The sequence below is a fragment of the Escherichia sp. E14S1 genome (assembly GCF_004211995.1).
In the GTDB taxonomy this organism is placed as follows: Bacteria; Pseudomonadota; Gammaproteobacteria; order Enterobacterales; family Enterobacteriaceae; genus Escherichia.
The window spans coordinates 253,342-268,823 of the sequence record NZ_RHJQ01000004.1; the positions used below are offsets into that span (position 1 = coordinate 253,342).

The following is a 15,482-nucleotide window of genomic DNA, read 5'->3' on the forward strand; positions in this document are numbered from 1 at the left end:
CAATAATAATCACCCCGACGAGGACAACCCTATGTGGAAACGCTTACTTGTAGTCTCTGCAGTCTCGGCAGCCATGTCGTCTATGGCGTTGGCAGCTCCGTTAACCGTAGGATTTTCGCAGGTTGGATCCGAATCCGGCTGGCGCGCAGCAGAAACTAATGTGGCGAAAAGTGAGGCCGAGAAACGCGGTATCACACTGAAAATTGCCGATGGTCAGCAAAAGCAGGAAAACCAGATTAAAGCAGTGCGTTCCTTTGTCGCGCAAGGGGTAGATGCCATCTTTATCGCCCCGGTGGTTGCAACGGGTTGGGAACCTGTTTTGAAAGAAGCAAAGGAAGCCGAAATTCCGGTCTTTTTGCTTGACCGTTCCATCGACGTGAAAGACAAATCTCTCTATATGACCACCGTCACCGCCGACAACATTCTTGAAGGCAAGTTGATCGGTGACTGGCTGGTCAAAGAGATCAATGGTAAACCGTGTAACGTGGTTGAGTTACAGGGCACCGTTGGGGCCAGCGTCGCCATTGACCGTAAGAAAGGCTTTGCCGAAGCCATTAAGAATGCGCCAAATATTAAAATCATCCGCTCGCAGTCCGGTGACTTCACCCGTAGTAAAGGTAAAGAAGTGATGGAGAGCTTTATCAAAGCGGAAAACAACGGCAAAAACATCTGCATGGTTTACGCCCATAACGACGACATGGTGATTGGCGCAATTCAGGCAATTAAAGAAGCGGGCCTGAAACCGGGCAAAGATATCCTGACAGGCTCTATCGACGGCGTGCCGGACATCTACAAAGCGATGATTGATGGCGAAGCGAACGCCAGCGTTGAACTGACGCCAAACATGGCGGGACCCGCCTTTGACGCGCTGGAGAAATATAAAAAGGACGGCACCATGCCTGAAAAACTGACGCTGACCAAGTCCACCCTTTACCTGCCTGATACCGCAAAAGAAGAGTTAGAGAAGAAGAAAAACATGGGGTATTGAGACGTATCAGGCATTAATGCCTGATACCGACTCGTAGGCCGGATAAGGCGTTTACGCCGCATCCGGCAGTTGTGCACTGGTGCCTGATGCGACGCTGGCGCGTCTTACAGGCCTGGCGGGAGCACGCTTTACTTCGGGGGAAACCATGACGACCGACCAACACCAGGAAATCCTCCGTACCGAAGGATTAAGCAAATTTTTCCCTGGCGTCAAAGCGTTAGATAACGTTGATTTCAGCCTGCGCCGTGGTGAAATTATGGCGCTACTCGGTGAAAACGGGGCGGGTAAATCAACGTTAATCAAAGCACTTACCGGCGTTTACCATGCCGATCGCGGCACCATCTGGCTGGAAGGTCAGGTTATTTCACCGAAAAACACCGCCCACGCACAGCAGCTCGGCATCGGCACTGTCTATCAGGAAGTTAACCTGCTACCCAATATGTCGGTCGCTGATAATCTATTCATAGGTCGCGAACCTAAGCGTTTCGGCCTGCTACGACGTAAAGAGATGGAAAAGCGCGCCACCGAACTGATGGCATCTTACGGTTTCTCCCTCGACGTGCGTGAACCGCTCAACCGCTTTTCAGTTGCGATGCAGCAAATCGTCGCCATTTGTCGGGCCATCGATCTCTCCGCCAAAGTGCTAATCCTCGATGAACCCACCGCCAGTCTCGACACTCAGGAAGTGGAGTTATTATTTGGCCTGATGCGCCAGTTGCGCGATCGCGGCGTCAGCCTGATCTTCGTTACTCACTTTCTCGATCAGGTCTATCAGGTCAGCGATCGGATCACCGTCTTACGCAACGGCAGTTTTGTTGGCTGTCGGGAAACCCGCGAGCTACCGCAGATCGAACTGGTGAAAATGATGCTGGGGCGTGAGCTGGATACTCATGCGCTACAGCGTGCCGGAAGAACATTGCTTAGTGACAATCCTGTTGCAGCGTTTAAAGATTACGGCAAGAAAGGAACGATCGCGCCGTTTGATCTGGAAGTACGCCCCGGCGAGATCGTCGGTCTGGCAGGCTTGCTGGGATCAGGACGTACCGAAACCGCTGAAGTGATCTTCGGCATCAAACCAGCCGATAGCGGCACGGCGCTGATCAAAGGCAAACAGCAAACCCTGCGATCGCCACATCAGGCTTCGGTACTGGGCATCGGCTTTTGCCCGGAAGACAGGAAAACCGATGGCATCATCGCCGCCGCCTCGGTGCGGGAAAATATCATCCTCGCTCTCCAGGCCCAGCGCGGCTGGCTACGGCCGATTTCCCGTAAAGAACAGCAAGAGATTGCCGAACGCTTTATCCGTCAGCTGGGCATTCGTACTCCTTCCAGCGAACAACCGATTGAATTTCTCTCCGGCGGCAATCAGCAAAAAGTGTTGCTCTCACGCTGGCTGCTGACTCGTCCGCAATTTCTGATCCTCGATGAGCCAACGCGTGGCATTGACGTTGGCGCCCATGCCGAGATCATTCGCCTGATTGAAACGCTGTGCGCTGACGGTCTGGCGCTGCTGGTGATCTCCTCCGAACTGGAAGAACTGGTGGGCTATGCCGATCGGGTGATTATCATGCGCGATCGCAAACAGGTGGCGGAGATCCCGCTGGCAGAGCTTTCCGTTCCGGCGATCATGAACGCCATTGCGGCGTAAGGAGAACAGTGTGATGCCTCAATCTCTCCCTGACACCGCGTCGTCGAAAAAGCGCTTTCGCTGGCCGACGGGGATGCCGCAGTTGGTGGCGCTATTGTTGGTGCTGGTGGTCGATAGCCTGGTGGCCCCGCATTTCTGGCAGGTGGTGCTTCAGGATGGGCGTTTGTTCGGTAGTCCTATCGACATTCTTAATCGCGCCGCCCCGGTTGCGTTACTGGCGATTGGCATGACGCTGGTGATCGCTACGGGGGGGATTGATCTCTCCGTAGGGGCGGTGATGGCCATCGCCGGAGCCACAACGGCTGCGATGACGGTCGCGGGGTTCAGCCTGCCAATTGTTTTGTTAAGCGCCCTGGGTACCGGAATTCTGGCTGGATTGTGGAACGGCATACTGGTGGCGATCCTCAAAATTCAGCCGTTTGTTGCCACCCTGATCCTGATGGTTGCCGGGCGCGGTGTGGCTCAACTGATCACCTCCGGGCAGATCGTCACGTTCAACTCGCCGGATCTCTCATGGTTCGGCAGCGGATCGCTATTGTTCCTGCCAACGCCAGTCATTATCGCTGTGCTGACGCTCCTCTTCTTCTGGCTGTTGACCCGCAAAACGGCGCTGGGGATGTTTATTGAAGCCGTTGGCATCAACATTCGGGCGGCAAAAAATGCCGGAGTCAACACACGAATCATCGTCATGCTCACCTACGTATTGAGCGGGCTGTGTGCGGCAATCGCGGGCATTATCGTGGCGGCGGATATTCGCGGTGCCGATGCCAATAACGCTGGGTTATGGCTGGAGCTGGACGCCATTCTCGCGGTGGTAATTGGCGGCGGATCGCTGATGGGCGGGCGCTTTAACCTGCTGCTTTCGGTGGTGGGGGCGCTGATTATTCAGGGGATGAATACCGGAATTTTGCTTTCGGGCTTTCCGCCAGAGATGAACCAGGTGGTGAAAGCGGTGGTGGTGCTTTGCGTGCTGATTGTCCAGTCGCAACGCTTTATCAGTCTGATTAAAGGAGTGCGTAGCCGTGATAAAACGTAACCTGCCGCTTATGATCACCATCGGCGTCTTTGTGCTGGGCTATCTCTACTGCCTGACCCAGTTTCCCGGTTTTGCTTCCACGCGCGTGATCTGCAATATCCTGACCGATAACGCCTTTCTTGGGATCATTGCCGTTGGCATGACCTTTGTGATCCTCTCCGGTGGGATCGATCTCTCTGTCGGTTCGGTGATCGCCTTTACCGGCGTGTTTCTGGCGAAAGTGATTGGCGATTTCGGTCTCTCACCGCTGCTGGCGTTTCCGCTGGTGCTGGCGATGGGTTGCGCCTTCGGCGCATTTATGGGGCTTCTGATCGACGCCCTGAAGATCCCTGCGTTCATCATTACGCTTGCCGGGATGTTCTTTTTGCGCGGCGTCAGCTATCTCGTATCGGAAGAGTCGATCCCGATAAATCATCCAATTTATGACACGCTTTCAAGCCTGGCGTGGAAAATCCCCGGCGGTGGTCGCTTAAGCGCGATGGGGCTGCTGATGCTGGCGGTGGTGGTTATCGGCATATTCCTCGCGCATCGTACCCGTTTTGGTAATCAGGTATACGCCATTGGCGGCAACTCAACGTCGGCAAACCTGATGGGGATTTCCACTCGCAGCACCACTATTCGCATTTATATGCTCTCTACCGGACTGGCAACGCTGGCAGGAATTGTCTTCTCGATTTATACCCAGGCCGGATATGCGCTGGCGGGCGTAGGTGTGGAACTGGACGCTATCGCGTCGGTGGTGATTGGCGGTACACTTTTGAGCGGTGGCGTTGGAACAGTTTTAGGGACGCTTTTTGGTGTGGCGATTCAGGGACTGATCCAGACTTACATAAACTTTGACGGCACGCTGAGCTCATGGTGGACGAAAATCGCCATCGGCATTTTGTTATTCATTTTTATTGCCTTACAGCGTGGGTTAACGGTGTTGTGGGAGAATCGTCAGAGTTCGCCAGTGACAAGAGTCAACATTGCGCAGCGATAAAAACGCCTCTCCGTGTGGAGAGGCGCAGGAGATTACGCGTCCGGGAACTCACGGATAAAGCGTTCGACATCTTCAACCATATGGTCGTTGCCGACGAAGAACGAACGACGCTGGTGCAGGGTTTCCGGGATGATATCCAGAATACGCTCTTTGCCATCGCTCGCTTTACCGCCCGCTTGTTCCGCCAGGAATGCCATCGGGTTGCACTCATACAGCAAACGCAGTTTGCCGTCCGGATGGCTGGCGGTGCTTGGGTAGAGATAAATACCGCCTTTCAGCAGATTACGGTGGAAATCCGCGACCAGCGAGCCGATATAACGTGAGGTATACGGGCGGTTGGTAGATTTATCTTCTTCCTGGCAGAATTTAATGTACTTCTTCACCCCGTTCGGAAACTTAATGTAGTTCCCTTCGTTGATAGAGTAGGTTTTTCCTTTCTCCGGGAAGCGCATCCGTTCCTGGCACAGGCAGAAAACGCCGAGCGAAGGATCGTAAGTAAAGGCGTGAACACCGCATCCGGTGGTGTAAACCAGCATGGTAGAGGAGCCGTATACCACGTAACCTGCAGCAACCTGTTTGTTACCAGGCTGGAGGAAATCTTCTTCCGTTACCGGCGTGCCGACCGGTGTAACGCGGCGGTAAATGGAGAAAATGGTACCGACAGAGACGTTAACATCGATGTTGGACGAGCCATCCAGCGGATCCATCAGCACAACGTATTTTGCGTGTTCACAACCTTCAAAGACGACAATCTCATCTTCTTCTTCGGATGCAATGCCCGCAACAATATCGCGTGCTTTCAGTGCGGCTTTCAGTTTTTCATTAGCGAACAAGTCGAGTTTTTGTTGAACCTCGCCCTGCACATTCTCAGCACCGCTGGCACCCAGGATATCAACCAGTCCAGCTTTGTTGATATCGCGATGAATAATCTTGGCGCCCAGTTTTATTGCCGATAGCAAAGCAGTGAGCTCACCGGTAGCATGAGAAAACTCGTGCTGCTTTTCGACAATAAATTCACCTAACGTTTTCATAAAACTTTCCCTGCAATGTTTATGGAGTAAAGCGACCGCAATAATCTTAACAAATAATCTCAATGTTGCGCTCAGGTGAATCGCGCCAGCAAATTATGGATTATCCTGAAATGCGTTTCTCTGTTGCCCGACATATGCGTAAAATGAACGGTAGATTAAAAAAGGATAGTGACGTATGCGCATTCATATATTAGGAATTTGTGGCACGTTTATGGGCGGTCTGGCGATTCTGGCGCGCCAGTTGGGCCATGAAGTAACGGGTTCGGACGCCAATGTGTATCCGCCGATGAGCACCTTACTTGAGAAGCAAGGCATTGAACTGATTCAGGGTTATGATGCCAGCCAGCTCGATCCTCAGCCGGATCTGGTGATTATTGGCAACGCCATGACCCGTGGAAATCCGTGTGTGGAAGCGGTACTGGAAAAAAACATTCCATATATGTCAGGTCCGCAGTGGTTGCACGATTTTGTGCTGCGTGACCGCTGGGTGCTGGCCGTTGCCGGTACACACGGTAAAACCACCACCGCGGGAATGGCGACCTGGATTCTGGAACAGTGCGGCTATAAACCAGGTTTTGTGATCGGTGGAGTACCGGGGAACTTTGACGTTTCTGCACGCCTGGGCGAAAGCGACTTCTTTGTTATCGAAGCAGACGAGTATGACTGCGCCTTCTTCGACAAACGCTCTAAGTTTGTTCATTACTGCCCGCGAACGCTGATCCTCAACAACCTTGAGTTCGACCACGCCGATATCTTCGACGACCTGAAAGCGATTCAGAAACAATTCCACCATCTGGTGCGTATTGTTCCTGGTCAGGGGCGTATTATCTGGCCGGAAAACGACATCAACCTGAAACAAACCCTGGCGATGGGCTGCTGGAGTGAACAGGAGCTGGTGGGCGAGCAAGGTCACTGGCAGGCGAAAAAGCTGACCACTGACGCTTCCGAATGGGAAGTCTTGCTGGATGGCGAAAAAGTGGGCGAAGTGAAATGGTCGCTGGTGGGCGAACATAATATGCACAATGGTTTGATGGCGATTGCTGCGGCCCGTCATGTTGGCATCGCACCGGCTGATGCTGCTAACGCGCTGGGATTGTTTATCAATGCCCGTCGCCGCCTGGAACTGCGTGGCGAAGCTAATGGCGTGACGGTGTATGACGATTTTGCCCATCACCCAACGGCAATTCTGGCAACGCTGGCGGCGCTGCGCGGCAAAGTTGGCGGTACGGCGCGTATTATTGCCGTGCTTGAGCCGCGTTCCAACACCATGAAGATGGGCGTCTGCAAAGATGATTTGGCACCGTCATTAGGTCGTGCCGATGAAGTCTTCCTGCTGCAACCGTCACATATTCCGTGGCAGGTAGCTGAAGTGGCAGAAGCATGTATTCAGCCTGCGCACTGGAGTGGAGATGTTGATGCGCTGGCAGAAATGGTGGTGAAAACCGCTCAGCCTGGCGACCATATTCTGGTGATGAGCAACGGCGGTTTTGGTGGGATCCATCAGAAACTGCTGGATGGTCTGGCGAAGAAAGCGGAAGCTGCGCAGTAATCCTGAGACGTTTTATCAGGCCTACAGGGGCAACGTGCTTTTGTAGGCCGGATAAGGCGTTGACGCCGCACCCGGCATTTGAGCATAGCGCCTGATGCGACGCTTGACGCGTCTTATCAGGCCTACAGATCTGGCGGTGCACTGCATCCGGCAAACCATACTCACATCAACAACGAAAATTACCCTTCGTTCTCTGCCAGCTCGCGCAGATACTGGAAAATCTGGCGTGCGGATTTCGGCAGCTTATTCCCTTCTTTCTCTTTCTTCGCGTTGCGGATCAGAGCACGCAGTTGCTGACGATCGGCATCTGGCCACAGATTCAATACTTCAGCGATAGCATCATCCCCTTGATCGATCAGACGATCGCGCAGGTTTTCCAGTTTATGGAACAACACCACCTGCTGGTTGTGGCGGTTTTTCAGCTTATCCAGCGCCTGACGGATAGGCTCTACATCGCGTTGGCGCAGCATCTTACCAATGAGCTGCAACTGGCGGCGGCGACCTTCCATCTTAATACGCTGGGCTAACTCAATAGCCGCACGCAGATCCGCATCTAACGGGATCTTATCCAGCGCGTTTTTCCCCAGATCAACAATTTCTGCGCCCAGGCGTTTTAGCTCCTCGGCGTCACGTTTAATTTCACTTTTACTGACCCAGATAATTTCATCGTCTTCGTCTTCGATGTCATCACCGGGAACGTCGTCGAGCCAGTCTTCGGGCTGCTTAGTCATGTCAGGCTCCTTAAAAAAAAGAGGCTAATGTTACCAGTTAAGATGCGCACTGAAAAACGGTTCTCTGTTAGACTTCAGAGAAACTCTCTACATTATGGCACTTGCAATGAAAGTAATCTCTCAAGTTGAAGCGCAGCGCAAGATTCTGGAAGAAGCAGTTTCGACTGCGCTGGAGTTGGCCTCAGGCAAATCGGACGGTGCGGAAGTTGCCGTCAGCAAGACCACCGGCATTAGCGTTAGTACGCGCTATGGTGAAGTGGAGAATGTCGAATTCAATAGTGATGGCGCGCTGGGGATAACCGTTTATCACCAGAACCGCAAAGGTAGCGCATCATCCACCGATTTAAGCCCGCAGGCCATTGCACGCACCGTACAGGCGGCGCTGGATATTGCGCGTTACACTTCGCCAGATCCGTATGCAGGCGTGGCAGATAAAGAACTGCTGGCTTTCGACGCGCCGGATCTTGACTTGTTCCACCCCGCAGAAGTCTCTCCAGACGAAGCCATTGAACTGGCGGCCCGTGCTGAACAGGCGGCATTACAGGCGGATAAACGCATTACCAACACCGAAGGCGGCAGTTTTAACAGCCATTACGGCGTCAAAGTTTTCGGTAATAGCCACGGTATGTTGCAAGGCTACTGCTCAACGCGTCATTCGCTCTCCAGTTGCGTGATTGCCGAAGAAAATGGCGATATGGAGCGTGATTATGCCTACACCATTGGCCGCGCGATGAGCGATCTACAAACGCCAGAGTGGGTCGGGGCCGACTGCGCTCGCCGTACCTTATCGCGTCTGTCACCGCGTAAACTCTCCACCATGAAAGCGCCGGTAATTTTTGCCAATGAAGTGGCAACCGGGCTTTTTGGGCATCTGGTTGGGGCGATAGCGGGTGGATCGGTTTACCGTAAATCCACCTTCCTGCTGGATTCGCTGGGTAAACAAATTCTGCCGGACTGGCTGACCATTGAAGAGCATCCGCATCTGCTGAAAGGGCTGGCATCTACGCCATTCGACAGCGAAGGTGTTCGTACCGAACGTCGCGACATTATTAAAGATGGCATCCTGACTCAGTGGCTGCTGACCAGCTACTCGGCGCGCAAATTGGGGCTGAAAAGCACCGGACACGCGGGCGGTATTCACAACTGGCGCATTGCCGGACAAGGTCTAAGCTTCGAGCAGATGCTCAAAGAGATGGGCACTGGGCTGGTGGTGACGGAATTGATGGGCCAGGGCGTGAGTGCAATTACCGGTGATTATTCCCGTGGTGCGGCGGGCTTCTGGGTAGAAAACGGCGAAATTCAGTATCCGGTTAGCGAAATCACCATCGCAGGTAATTTAAAAGATATGTGGCGCAATATTGTCACCGTCGGTAACGATATTGAAACACGCAGTAATATACAGTGTGGTTCTGTGCTGTTGCCGGAGATGAAAATCGCCGGACAGTAAAAAAACTGGCGCGACCTGCCGCGCTATAAACTAAAAAATTACACAAAATCATTCGCACTGCATCGAGACGGAAAGTGAATGAGGGCCGGGGAGCGTACTCGTAGTACGTGACTCGGGCGAATGAGCGTAGCCGTCGATGAGGCAGTGTGAAGGATGAAGTGTAAATAAAAAAGGAAGTGAGCAATGCGTAAAAGCCTGTTAGCTATTCTTGCAGTCTCCTCGTTGGTATTCAGTTCGGTGTCGTTTGCCGCTGAGCTGGAAGACAATATGGAAACCCTCAACGACAATTTAAAAGTGGTCGAAAAAGCGGATAACGCGGCGCAAGTCAAAGACGCGTTAACCAAAATGCGTGCCGCGGCGCTGGATGCGCAAAAAGCAACGCCGCCGAAGCTGGAAGGAAAATCGCCAGACAGCCCGGAAATGAAAGACTTCCGCCACGGTTTCGACATTCTGGTTGGCCAGATTGACGACGCGCTGAAGCTGGCTAATGAAGGTAAAGTAAAAGAAGCGCAGGCCGCCGCAGAGCAACTGAAAACGACCCGCAATTCATATCACAAGAAGTATCGTTAATTCCTCATTGGGCGGTGAAACGTCGCCGCCCAATGCTCTCCTCTCCCTTCGTAAAATCACCGCTAAATCTCTCTTCACTACGGCATATTTCTGCGTGTCGCCGCCATTTTTGCGAGGCGTTTTCCAGAAATGAATGTAATGCATATGTAATGCTATAATGCATTACACTTTTCATAATTACCGGAGGCATAATGGCCACACTTAACGTCCGCCTGGATGACAAATTGAAAAATGAGGCTTATGCGGTGCTGGAAAAATTAAATATCACGCCTACTGAAGCCGTACGGCTGCTGTTTCAGTACGTTGCGGAAAATGGGCGAATGCCGGTAAAAACGCTCACTGTCAGTGATAGTGAAGAAGCCTTGTTACGCACTGTCAGGGAACGACTGGCCAACCCACAAGAGGCCATTAAGGTCCGACCGGATGAACTATGAGCTGGCCTTTGATCCGCGAGCGCTGAAAGAGTGGCAAAAACTGGGCGTGACAGTCCGGGAACAATTTTAAAAAAGAGCTTGAGGATGTGCTGAAAAGGCCGCGCAATCCATCGGCTAAACTGCGGGATTTACTGGACAGCTACAAAATTAAGCTTCGCACTCTGGGATATCGCCTGGTTTATCAGGTTAACGATAAAGAGTTGCTCGTGTTGGTGATAGCTATTGGTAAGAGAAAGAACTCAGCCGTTTATGAAGGTGCGGATAAACGGCTGGAAGAGTGATTAACGTAAATGGTGTACCACCTGGTTGCTGCTGCCGCGCCAGATCAAGGAAGGGTCTTTTAAATCCTGCATAAACTTGCCATCAACCAGCACGTTAATCAAATCAACAACCTGCATTTGTGCAGCGTTGAGTTCGTCGAGTTTATACCCTGTCCACACCCAAATGTCTTTACCCGGGCATTCGGCACGGATGCGCTGTACCAGTTTCAGAATATCCGGCACGTTTTGCGGATGCAGCGGATCGCCGCCGGAGAGGGAAATGCCCTGGCGTTTGATGCGAGTGTCGTTCAGATCGTTGATGATCTGGTCTTCCATTTCTTTGGTAAATGGCTGACCGGAATTTACCCGCCAGGTGCTTTTGTTATAGCAACCGGGGCATTCATGAACACACCCGGAGACAAACAGGGTGCAACGAGTGCCGGGGCCGTTGACGATGTCGACAGGATAGTATTGATGGAAGTTCATATTTCGCCTGGCTTATCAGTCTGCGTGTAGGCCGGATAAGGTTTACGCCGCATCCGGCAATTAACGCCTGATGCGACGCTGTCGCGTCTTATCAGGCCTACAGCCGTTGCTACAGTCTGGAATTTGTAGGCCGGATAAGGCGTTTACGCCACATCCGGCAATCAATGCCTGATGCGACGCTGTCGCGTCTTATCAGGCCTACAGCTGTTGCTACAGTCTGGAATTTGTAGGTCGGATAAGGCGGTTTACGTCACATCCTGCAATCAACGCCGGATGCGACGCTTTCACATCACATCCGGCATTTGCTTAACGCAGCGTGGAGATCAACCGATCTGCCCATTTCCCAAATGTTTAACGCGGCGCTTAACTTCTTCCTGCTTGCCGGCGTTAAACGGACGCGCATCCGGACTACCTAAATATCCGCACACGCGGCGAGTTACCGACACACGGGAGGTGTCATGGTTACCACATTTCGGACAAGTGAAGCCTTTGCTGGTGCACTCAAACTCGCCGGTAAAGCCACATTCGTAGCATTCATCGATCGGTGTGTTGGTGCCGTAATACGGCACATGCTGATAGCTGTAATCCCAGACATCTTCCAGCGCCTTCAGGTTGTGCTGAATGTTTGGATACTCGCCGTAGCAAATGAAGCCACCGTTCGCCAGCGGCGGGTAAGGCGCTTCAAAGTCGATCTTGTCGTACGGGTTCACCTTCTTCTCCACATCAAGGTGGAAACTGTTGGTGTAGTAACCTTTATCGGTCACGCCCGGCACCACGCCAAACTCGGCGGTATCGAGACGGCAGAAGCGGTCGCACAGGTTCTCACTCGGCGTACTGTAGAGACTGAAACCGTAGCCGGTTTCTTCTTTCCACTGATCCACCGCCTGACGCAGACGTTCAACAATCGCGATGCCTTTCGCGCGCAGCTGCTCGTTGTCGTAAACATGCTCGCCGCCGAACAGCGCGTTAATGGTTTCGTGGATGCCGATGTAACCCAGCGAAATAGATGCACGACCGTTTTTGAAGATTTCAGACACGTCGTCGTCTGCATTCAGACGCACGCCACAAGCACCTTCCATATAGAGGATCGGGGCTACGCGCGCTTTCACGCCTTCCAGACGAGCGATACGGGTCATCAGCGCCTTACGTGCCAGCACCAGACGTTCATCCAGCAGCTTCCAGAAGGTGGCTTCATCGCCTTTTGCTTCCAGAGCAATACGCGGCAGGTTCAGGCTGATCACGCCGAGGTTGTTACGACCATCGTGGATCTGCTCACCGTTTTCGTCTTCCCACACGCCGAGGAAGCTGCGGCAGCCCATCGGGGTTTTAAACGAACCGGTGACTTTCACTACCTGATCGTAGTTCAGGATATCCGGATACATGCGCTTGCTCGCGCACTCCAGCGCCAGTTGTTTGATGTCGTAGTTCGGATCGCCCACTTTATGGTTCAGACCATCGCGAATTGCGAACACCAGTTTCGGGAACACGGCGGTTTTACGGTTTTTACCCAGGCCCGCGATACGGTTACGCAGGATAGATTCCTGAATCAGGCGCGATTCCCAGCTGGTACCCAGACCAAAGCCAAAGGTCACAAACGGCGTCTGACCGTTGGCGGTGTGCAGGGTATTTACTTCATATTCCAGCGACTGGAATGCGTCGTAGCACTCTTTGATGGTACGAGAGTTAGCGTAACCTTCGACGTCAGGAATGCTCCACTCTTCCGCAGTTTTACGGTGCTTGTTGTAGCTGGCGGTGACAAATGGCGCCAGAACTTCGTCGATACGGTTAATGGTGGTGCCACCATAAATATGGCTGGCGACCTGAGCAATAATTTGCGCAGTTACTGCGGTAGCTGTAGAGATCGACTTCGGCGGTTCAATCTCTGCATTCCCCATCTTAAAGCCTTGCGTCAGCATGCCTTTCAGGTCGATCAACATGCAGTTGAACATTGGGAAGAACGGCGAGTAATCGAGATCGTGGTAGTGGATATCACCACGTTCATGCGCCTGCACCACGTCACGCGGCAGCAGGTGCTGACGTGCATAGTGTTTAGCAACAATCCCGGCCAGCAGGTCACGCTGGGTCGGAATGACTTTACTGTCTTTATTCGCGTTTTCATTGAGCAGCGAGGAATTAGTCTGCTCGACCAGACCACGGATCTCCTGGTTCAGACGACCGCGTTTTTCACGTTCAATGTCGCGATCGTGACGGTACTCAATATATGCACGGGCCAGTTGTTTGTACGGGCCAGACATCAGTTGGTTTTCAACAGCGGTCTGGATTTCGTTGATATCTACCTGGTTACGCCCCTGCATTTGCTCGCTGACGATAGCGGCAACAGTGGCACAATAATCTGCATCATCGACTTCCGCTGCTTTAGCTGCACGCAGAATAGCTTCTTTGATGCGCTCTGATTTAAACGGCACTTTGCAGCCGTCTCGTTTCATCACATGCGGTGTCATGATCGCTCCATATTTTTAAGAACAGGTTATCCACAGAAAGTTGGGAAGTGCGCCCCGGTTTATTCAGCTCTTGTTACGGGGATTTACTGCAATCCCAATTCGCTTTATCCACAATTGTGTCGGCTTCGTTGATGTGTATCTTGTTGCAAGTTTAGACGATGGATACAACATATTGGGTTTAGATGCATTTTAAAGTCTATATATAGTGCTTTGCATTAAGGATGTTTGCGTTTTTTTTGATTTAGCTCAAAGTAAAAAGCAGAGAGTACGGATGGCGGGCGCTAGAGCGATGTGTAAATTTTTTGATGATTTTCTGGTTATAAAATCAACAAAAACAATATACTACCCGGTAAGTCCCCGGAAATACTCGCTTTAGCATGGTCTGGAGAGGGATTATCTCTGAAACCACCAGACAGCCTCAAAAGACCGTAATGTCGTGGCACAGAGTTGTGGTGAGGTTTCTTCAAAGCTATACATCAGAAGCTGCCAGTAGTGTTCTGAACACTCTTTGGATAAATCTGGTAGAAGGTAACTCTCAGGAAAGGGCTGCTGGGATGACGATTTGTTGAGGTTCGCTGCGTCCGGTTACCTGTTCGATCAACTGGCTGGCAGCCTGACGTCCGGCTTCGGCGTAGCCTGGATCAACGGTGACGATCTCCGGATGGAGAAACTTCATTAACGGCGTATTACCGACGCTCGCCAGTTGCAGTGTGTCGATGTGTTGCTCTTGCAGGTACTTACATGCCCCGAGCGCCAGCGTGTCGGTTGCGCACAGCAACGCAGTGGTTTCTGGCGTAATCACTTTTGCCACGTTCTCGTAACCTTGCTTCATGGCCAGGCCGGGCAGGGCGGCGACGGGATGTAGTTTATGTGCTTTGCAAAATGCCAGATAAGCCTCATGACGCCGCTTACCAGTGGTAATGTCGCTGTGTGGTACGCCAAGATAACTGATATTGCGATGCCCCCGATCGTAGAGGCATTGCATCAGAATCTTAATCGCCCCTTCGTCGTCATAACAGACCGAAGCAAAACCTTTTGCGTCATGCGCCAGCAGTACCAGAGATGATTGCCAGTGAGCTAACATTTCTTCCGTTATGCCGGTAAAACCGAACAGCACCACTCCGTCAATATTGCGACGTTTCAGAACGCCTAAATGTTCAGTAACCAGCTGTGGCGAAAACTGGCTTTCCATCATGATCGGATCGTAACCCTGTTCATAGAATGCCGGCAGCATCGTCTGAACGGCGAGATTTTCTGATAACGAATCCAGACGGGTGACGATAATAGCAACCACTTTATCGCTTTGCCCACGCATAGCACGCGCGGATCGGGAAGGGGAAAATCTATGCTGATTCATCACTGCTTCCACGCGCTCGCGCGTGTGCTGACTCACGCCACTTTCGTTATTCAGCACTCGGGAAACCGTGGATTTCCCCACGCCGCTTAAACGAGCAATGTCTTTGATGGTCAGCCGATTTTGCATCCTGTTGTCCCGTAATTTGCGTTTAATTATTTGAGCCTAACTTTACCCACGCATTCAGCAATGGGTAAAGTCTGGTTTATCGTTGGTTTAGTTGCTTGCAGATATTATATCGGCATAAATGCTACGAATATTATTGGATTCTCCTTATTATTTGCGGCGCTTTTTTCACTTACCGGAGGTTATATGGAACCTGATCCCACGCCTCTCCCTCGACGGAGATTAAAACTTTTCCGGTAAGCCCGTCTTTTCACGGCATTACCGGATGTGTAAGGCCGTGACGTTTTAACGTCCCAGCTCATGTTTATTACCTTCAGGTAAGGCTTTGCGACGCCTGAAGATATTTTCTGCACCATGCTTACAGGGTGCGGAGGGACT

General features: G+C 52.1%; 14 protein-coding genes and 2 pseudogenes. 10 read left to right on the forward strand and 6 right to left on the reverse strand.

Translation table 11 applies throughout. The annotated features are described in order from the left end of the window. The first annotated feature begins 31 nt into the window (after nucleotides 1-31). The 4 genes from ytfQ to yjfF all read left to right on the forward strand — a co-directional run bounded on the left by ytfQ (nucleotide 32) and on the right by yjfF (nucleotide 4,654). A complete protein-coding gene (ytfQ, locus tag D9734_RS05925; RefSeq protein ID WP_130206057.1) occupies nucleotides 32-988 on the forward strand; it encodes a galactofuranose ABC transporter substrate-binding protein YtfQ in 957 nt (318 codons plus the stop codon). 145 nt (nucleotides 989-1,133) lie between these two features. Continuing rightward, the gene (ytfR, locus tag D9734_RS05930; RefSeq protein WP_130206059.1) at nucleotides 1,134-2,636 is read left to right on the forward strand and encodes a galactofuranose ABC transporter, ATP-binding protein YtfR; all 1,503 of its coding nucleotides are present in this window, start codon (nucleotides 1,134-1,136) and stop codon (nucleotides 2,634-2,636) included. A 13-nt stretch (nucleotides 2,637-2,649) separates the two neighbouring features. Then, nucleotides 2,650-3,672: a galactofuranose ABC transporter, ATP-binding protein YtfT gene (gene ytfT, locus D9734_RS05935; protein ID WP_130206106.1), complete on the forward strand. Its 1,023-nt coding sequence runs from the start codon at nucleotides 2,650-2,652 to the stop codon at nucleotides 3,670-3,672. After that, a complete protein-coding gene (gene yjfF, locus D9734_RS05940) occupies nucleotides 3,659-4,654 on the forward strand; it encodes a galactofuranose ABC transporter, permease protein YjfF (RefSeq protein WP_130206061.1) in 996 nt (331 codons plus the stop codon). The genes ytfT and yjfF overlap by 14 nt, the downstream gene beginning before the upstream one ends. 32 nt (nucleotides 4,655-4,686) lie before the next feature. On the opposite strand, the gene fbp is transcribed toward yjfF, so the two are convergent. Then, on the reverse strand, nucleotides 4,687-5,685 hold the full coding sequence (gene fbp / locus D9734_RS05945; RefSeq protein ID WP_000853753.1) for a class 1 fructose-bisphosphatase: 999 nt from the start codon (nucleotides 5,683-5,685) through the stop codon (nucleotides 4,687-4,689). 175 nt (nucleotides 5,686-5,860) lie between these two features. Here fbp and mpl point away from each other — a divergent pair, with 175 nt between their 5' ends. Next, entirely contained in the window at nucleotides 5,861-7,234 is a 1,374-nt protein-coding gene (gene mpl / locus D9734_RS05950) for a UDP-N-acetylmuramate:L-alanyl-gamma-D-glutamyl-meso-diaminopimelate ligase (protein WP_130206063.1), read from the forward strand. 179 nt (nucleotides 7,235-7,413) lie between these two features. On the opposite strand, the gene yjgA is transcribed toward mpl, so the two are convergent. Further along, nucleotides 7,414-7,965: a ribosome biogenesis factor YjgA gene (yjgA, locus tag D9734_RS05955; protein WP_130206065.1), complete on the reverse strand. Its 552-nt coding sequence runs from the start codon at nucleotides 7,963-7,965 to the stop codon at nucleotides 7,414-7,416. A gap of 94 nt (nucleotides 7,966-8,059) precedes the next feature. On the opposite strand from yjgA, the gene pmbA reads away from it, so the two are divergent. From pmbA to D9734_RS05980, 4 genes and pseudogenes are all read left to right on the forward strand, one after another. Beyond that, nucleotides 8,060-9,412, forward strand: a complete 1,353-nt coding sequence (gene pmbA, locus D9734_RS05960; protein ID WP_032230414.1) for a metalloprotease PmbA — start codon at nucleotides 8,060-8,062, stop codon at nucleotides 9,410-9,412. Between the two features lie 183 nt (nucleotides 9,413-9,595). Continuing rightward, nucleotides 9,596-9,982, forward strand: coding sequence for a cytochrome b562 (cybC, locus tag D9734_RS05965; protein ID WP_130206066.1), 387 nt, complete (start codon nucleotides 9,596-9,598; stop codon nucleotides 9,980-9,982). A 191-nt stretch (nucleotides 9,983-10,173) separates the two neighbouring features. Further along, the gene (locus D9734_RS05975; RefSeq protein ID WP_097748117.1) at nucleotides 10,174-10,416 is read left to right on the forward strand and encodes a type II toxin-antitoxin system RelB/DinJ family antitoxin; all 243 of its coding nucleotides are present in this window, start codon (nucleotides 10,174-10,176) and stop codon (nucleotides 10,414-10,416) included. Further along, nucleotides 10,406-10,697: pseudogene (locus D9734_RS05980) on the forward strand (type II toxin-antitoxin system RelE/ParE family toxin). The gene D9734_RS05975 and the pseudogene D9734_RS05980 overlap by 11 nt, the downstream one beginning before the upstream one ends. Here the strand turns inward: D9734_RS05980 and nrdG are convergent. From nrdG to treR, 4 genes and pseudogenes are all read right to left on the reverse strand, one after another. Beyond that, a complete protein-coding gene (gene nrdG, locus D9734_RS05985) occupies nucleotides 10,698-11,162 on the reverse strand; it encodes an anaerobic ribonucleoside-triphosphate reductase-activating protein (RefSeq protein WP_064530204.1) in 465 nt (154 codons plus the stop codon). 323 nt (nucleotides 11,163-11,485) lie between these two features. Further along, nucleotides 11,486-13,624: an anaerobic ribonucleoside-triphosphate reductase gene (gene nrdD / locus D9734_RS05990; RefSeq protein WP_130206068.1), complete on the reverse strand. Its 2,139-nt coding sequence runs from the start codon at nucleotides 13,622-13,624 to the stop codon at nucleotides 11,486-11,488. 393 nt (nucleotides 13,625-14,017) lie between these two features. Beyond that, nucleotides 14,018-14,113: pseudogene (locus D9734_RS23480) on the reverse strand (hypothetical protein); the annotation flags it as partial. A 46-nt stretch (nucleotides 14,114-14,159) separates the two neighbouring features. Then, nucleotides 14,160-15,134, reverse strand: coding sequence for a trehalose operon repressor TreR (gene treR / locus D9734_RS05995; protein ID WP_276320292.1), 975 nt, complete (start codon nucleotides 15,132-15,134; stop codon nucleotides 14,160-14,162). Between the two features lie 156 nt (nucleotides 15,135-15,290). Between treR and mgtL the strand changes: the two genes are divergently transcribed. Then, the gene (gene mgtL, locus D9734_RS06000) at nucleotides 15,291-15,344 is read left to right on the forward strand and encodes a mgtA regulatory leader peptide MgtL (protein WP_001387276.1); all 54 of its coding nucleotides are present in this window, start codon (nucleotides 15,291-15,293) and stop codon (nucleotides 15,342-15,344) included. Nucleotides 15,345-15,482: the final 138 nt, after the last annotated feature.

What these genes read in the sequence shown, in the direction of transcription:
- pmbA (WP_032230414.1), top strand. Translation starts at nt 8,060, where the DNA reads ATGGCACTTGCAATGAAAGTAATCTCTCAAGTTGAAGCGCAGCGCAAG.
- D9734_RS05975 (WP_097748117.1), top strand. Translation starts at nt 10,174, where the DNA reads ATGGCCACACTTAACGTCCGCCTGGATGACAAATTGAAAAATGAGGCT.
- yjgA (WP_130206065.1), bottom strand. Translation starts at nt 7,965, where the DNA reads ATGACTAAGCAGCCCGAAGACTGGCTCGACGACGTTCCCGGTGATGAC.
- nrdG (WP_064530204.1), bottom strand. Translation starts at nt 11,162, where the DNA reads ATGAACTTCCATCAATACTATCCTGTCGACATCGTCAACGGCCCCGGC.
- nrdD (WP_130206068.1), bottom strand. Translation starts at nt 13,624, where the DNA reads ATGACACCGCATGTGATGAAACGAGACGGCTGCAAAGTGCCGTTTAAA.
- cybC (WP_130206066.1), top strand. Translation starts at nt 9,596, where the DNA reads ATGCGTAAAAGCCTGTTAGCTATTCTTGCAGTCTCCTCGTTGGTATTC.
- fbp (WP_000853753.1), bottom strand. Translation starts at nt 5,685, where the DNA reads ATGAAAACGTTAGGTGAATTTATTGTCGAAAAGCAGCACGAGTTTTCT.
- mpl (WP_130206063.1), top strand. Translation starts at nt 5,861, where the DNA reads ATGCGCATTCATATATTAGGAATTTGTGGCACGTTTATGGGCGGTCTG.
- ytfT (WP_130206106.1), top strand. Translation starts at nt 2,650, where the DNA reads ATGCCTCAATCTCTCCCTGACACCGCGTCGTCGAAAAAGCGCTTTCGC.
- ytfQ (WP_130206057.1), top strand. Translation starts at nt 32, where the DNA reads ATGTGGAAACGCTTACTTGTAGTCTCTGCAGTCTCGGCAGCCATGTCG.
- ytfR (WP_130206059.1), top strand. Translation starts at nt 1,134, where the DNA reads ATGACGACCGACCAACACCAGGAAATCCTCCGTACCGAAGGATTAAGC.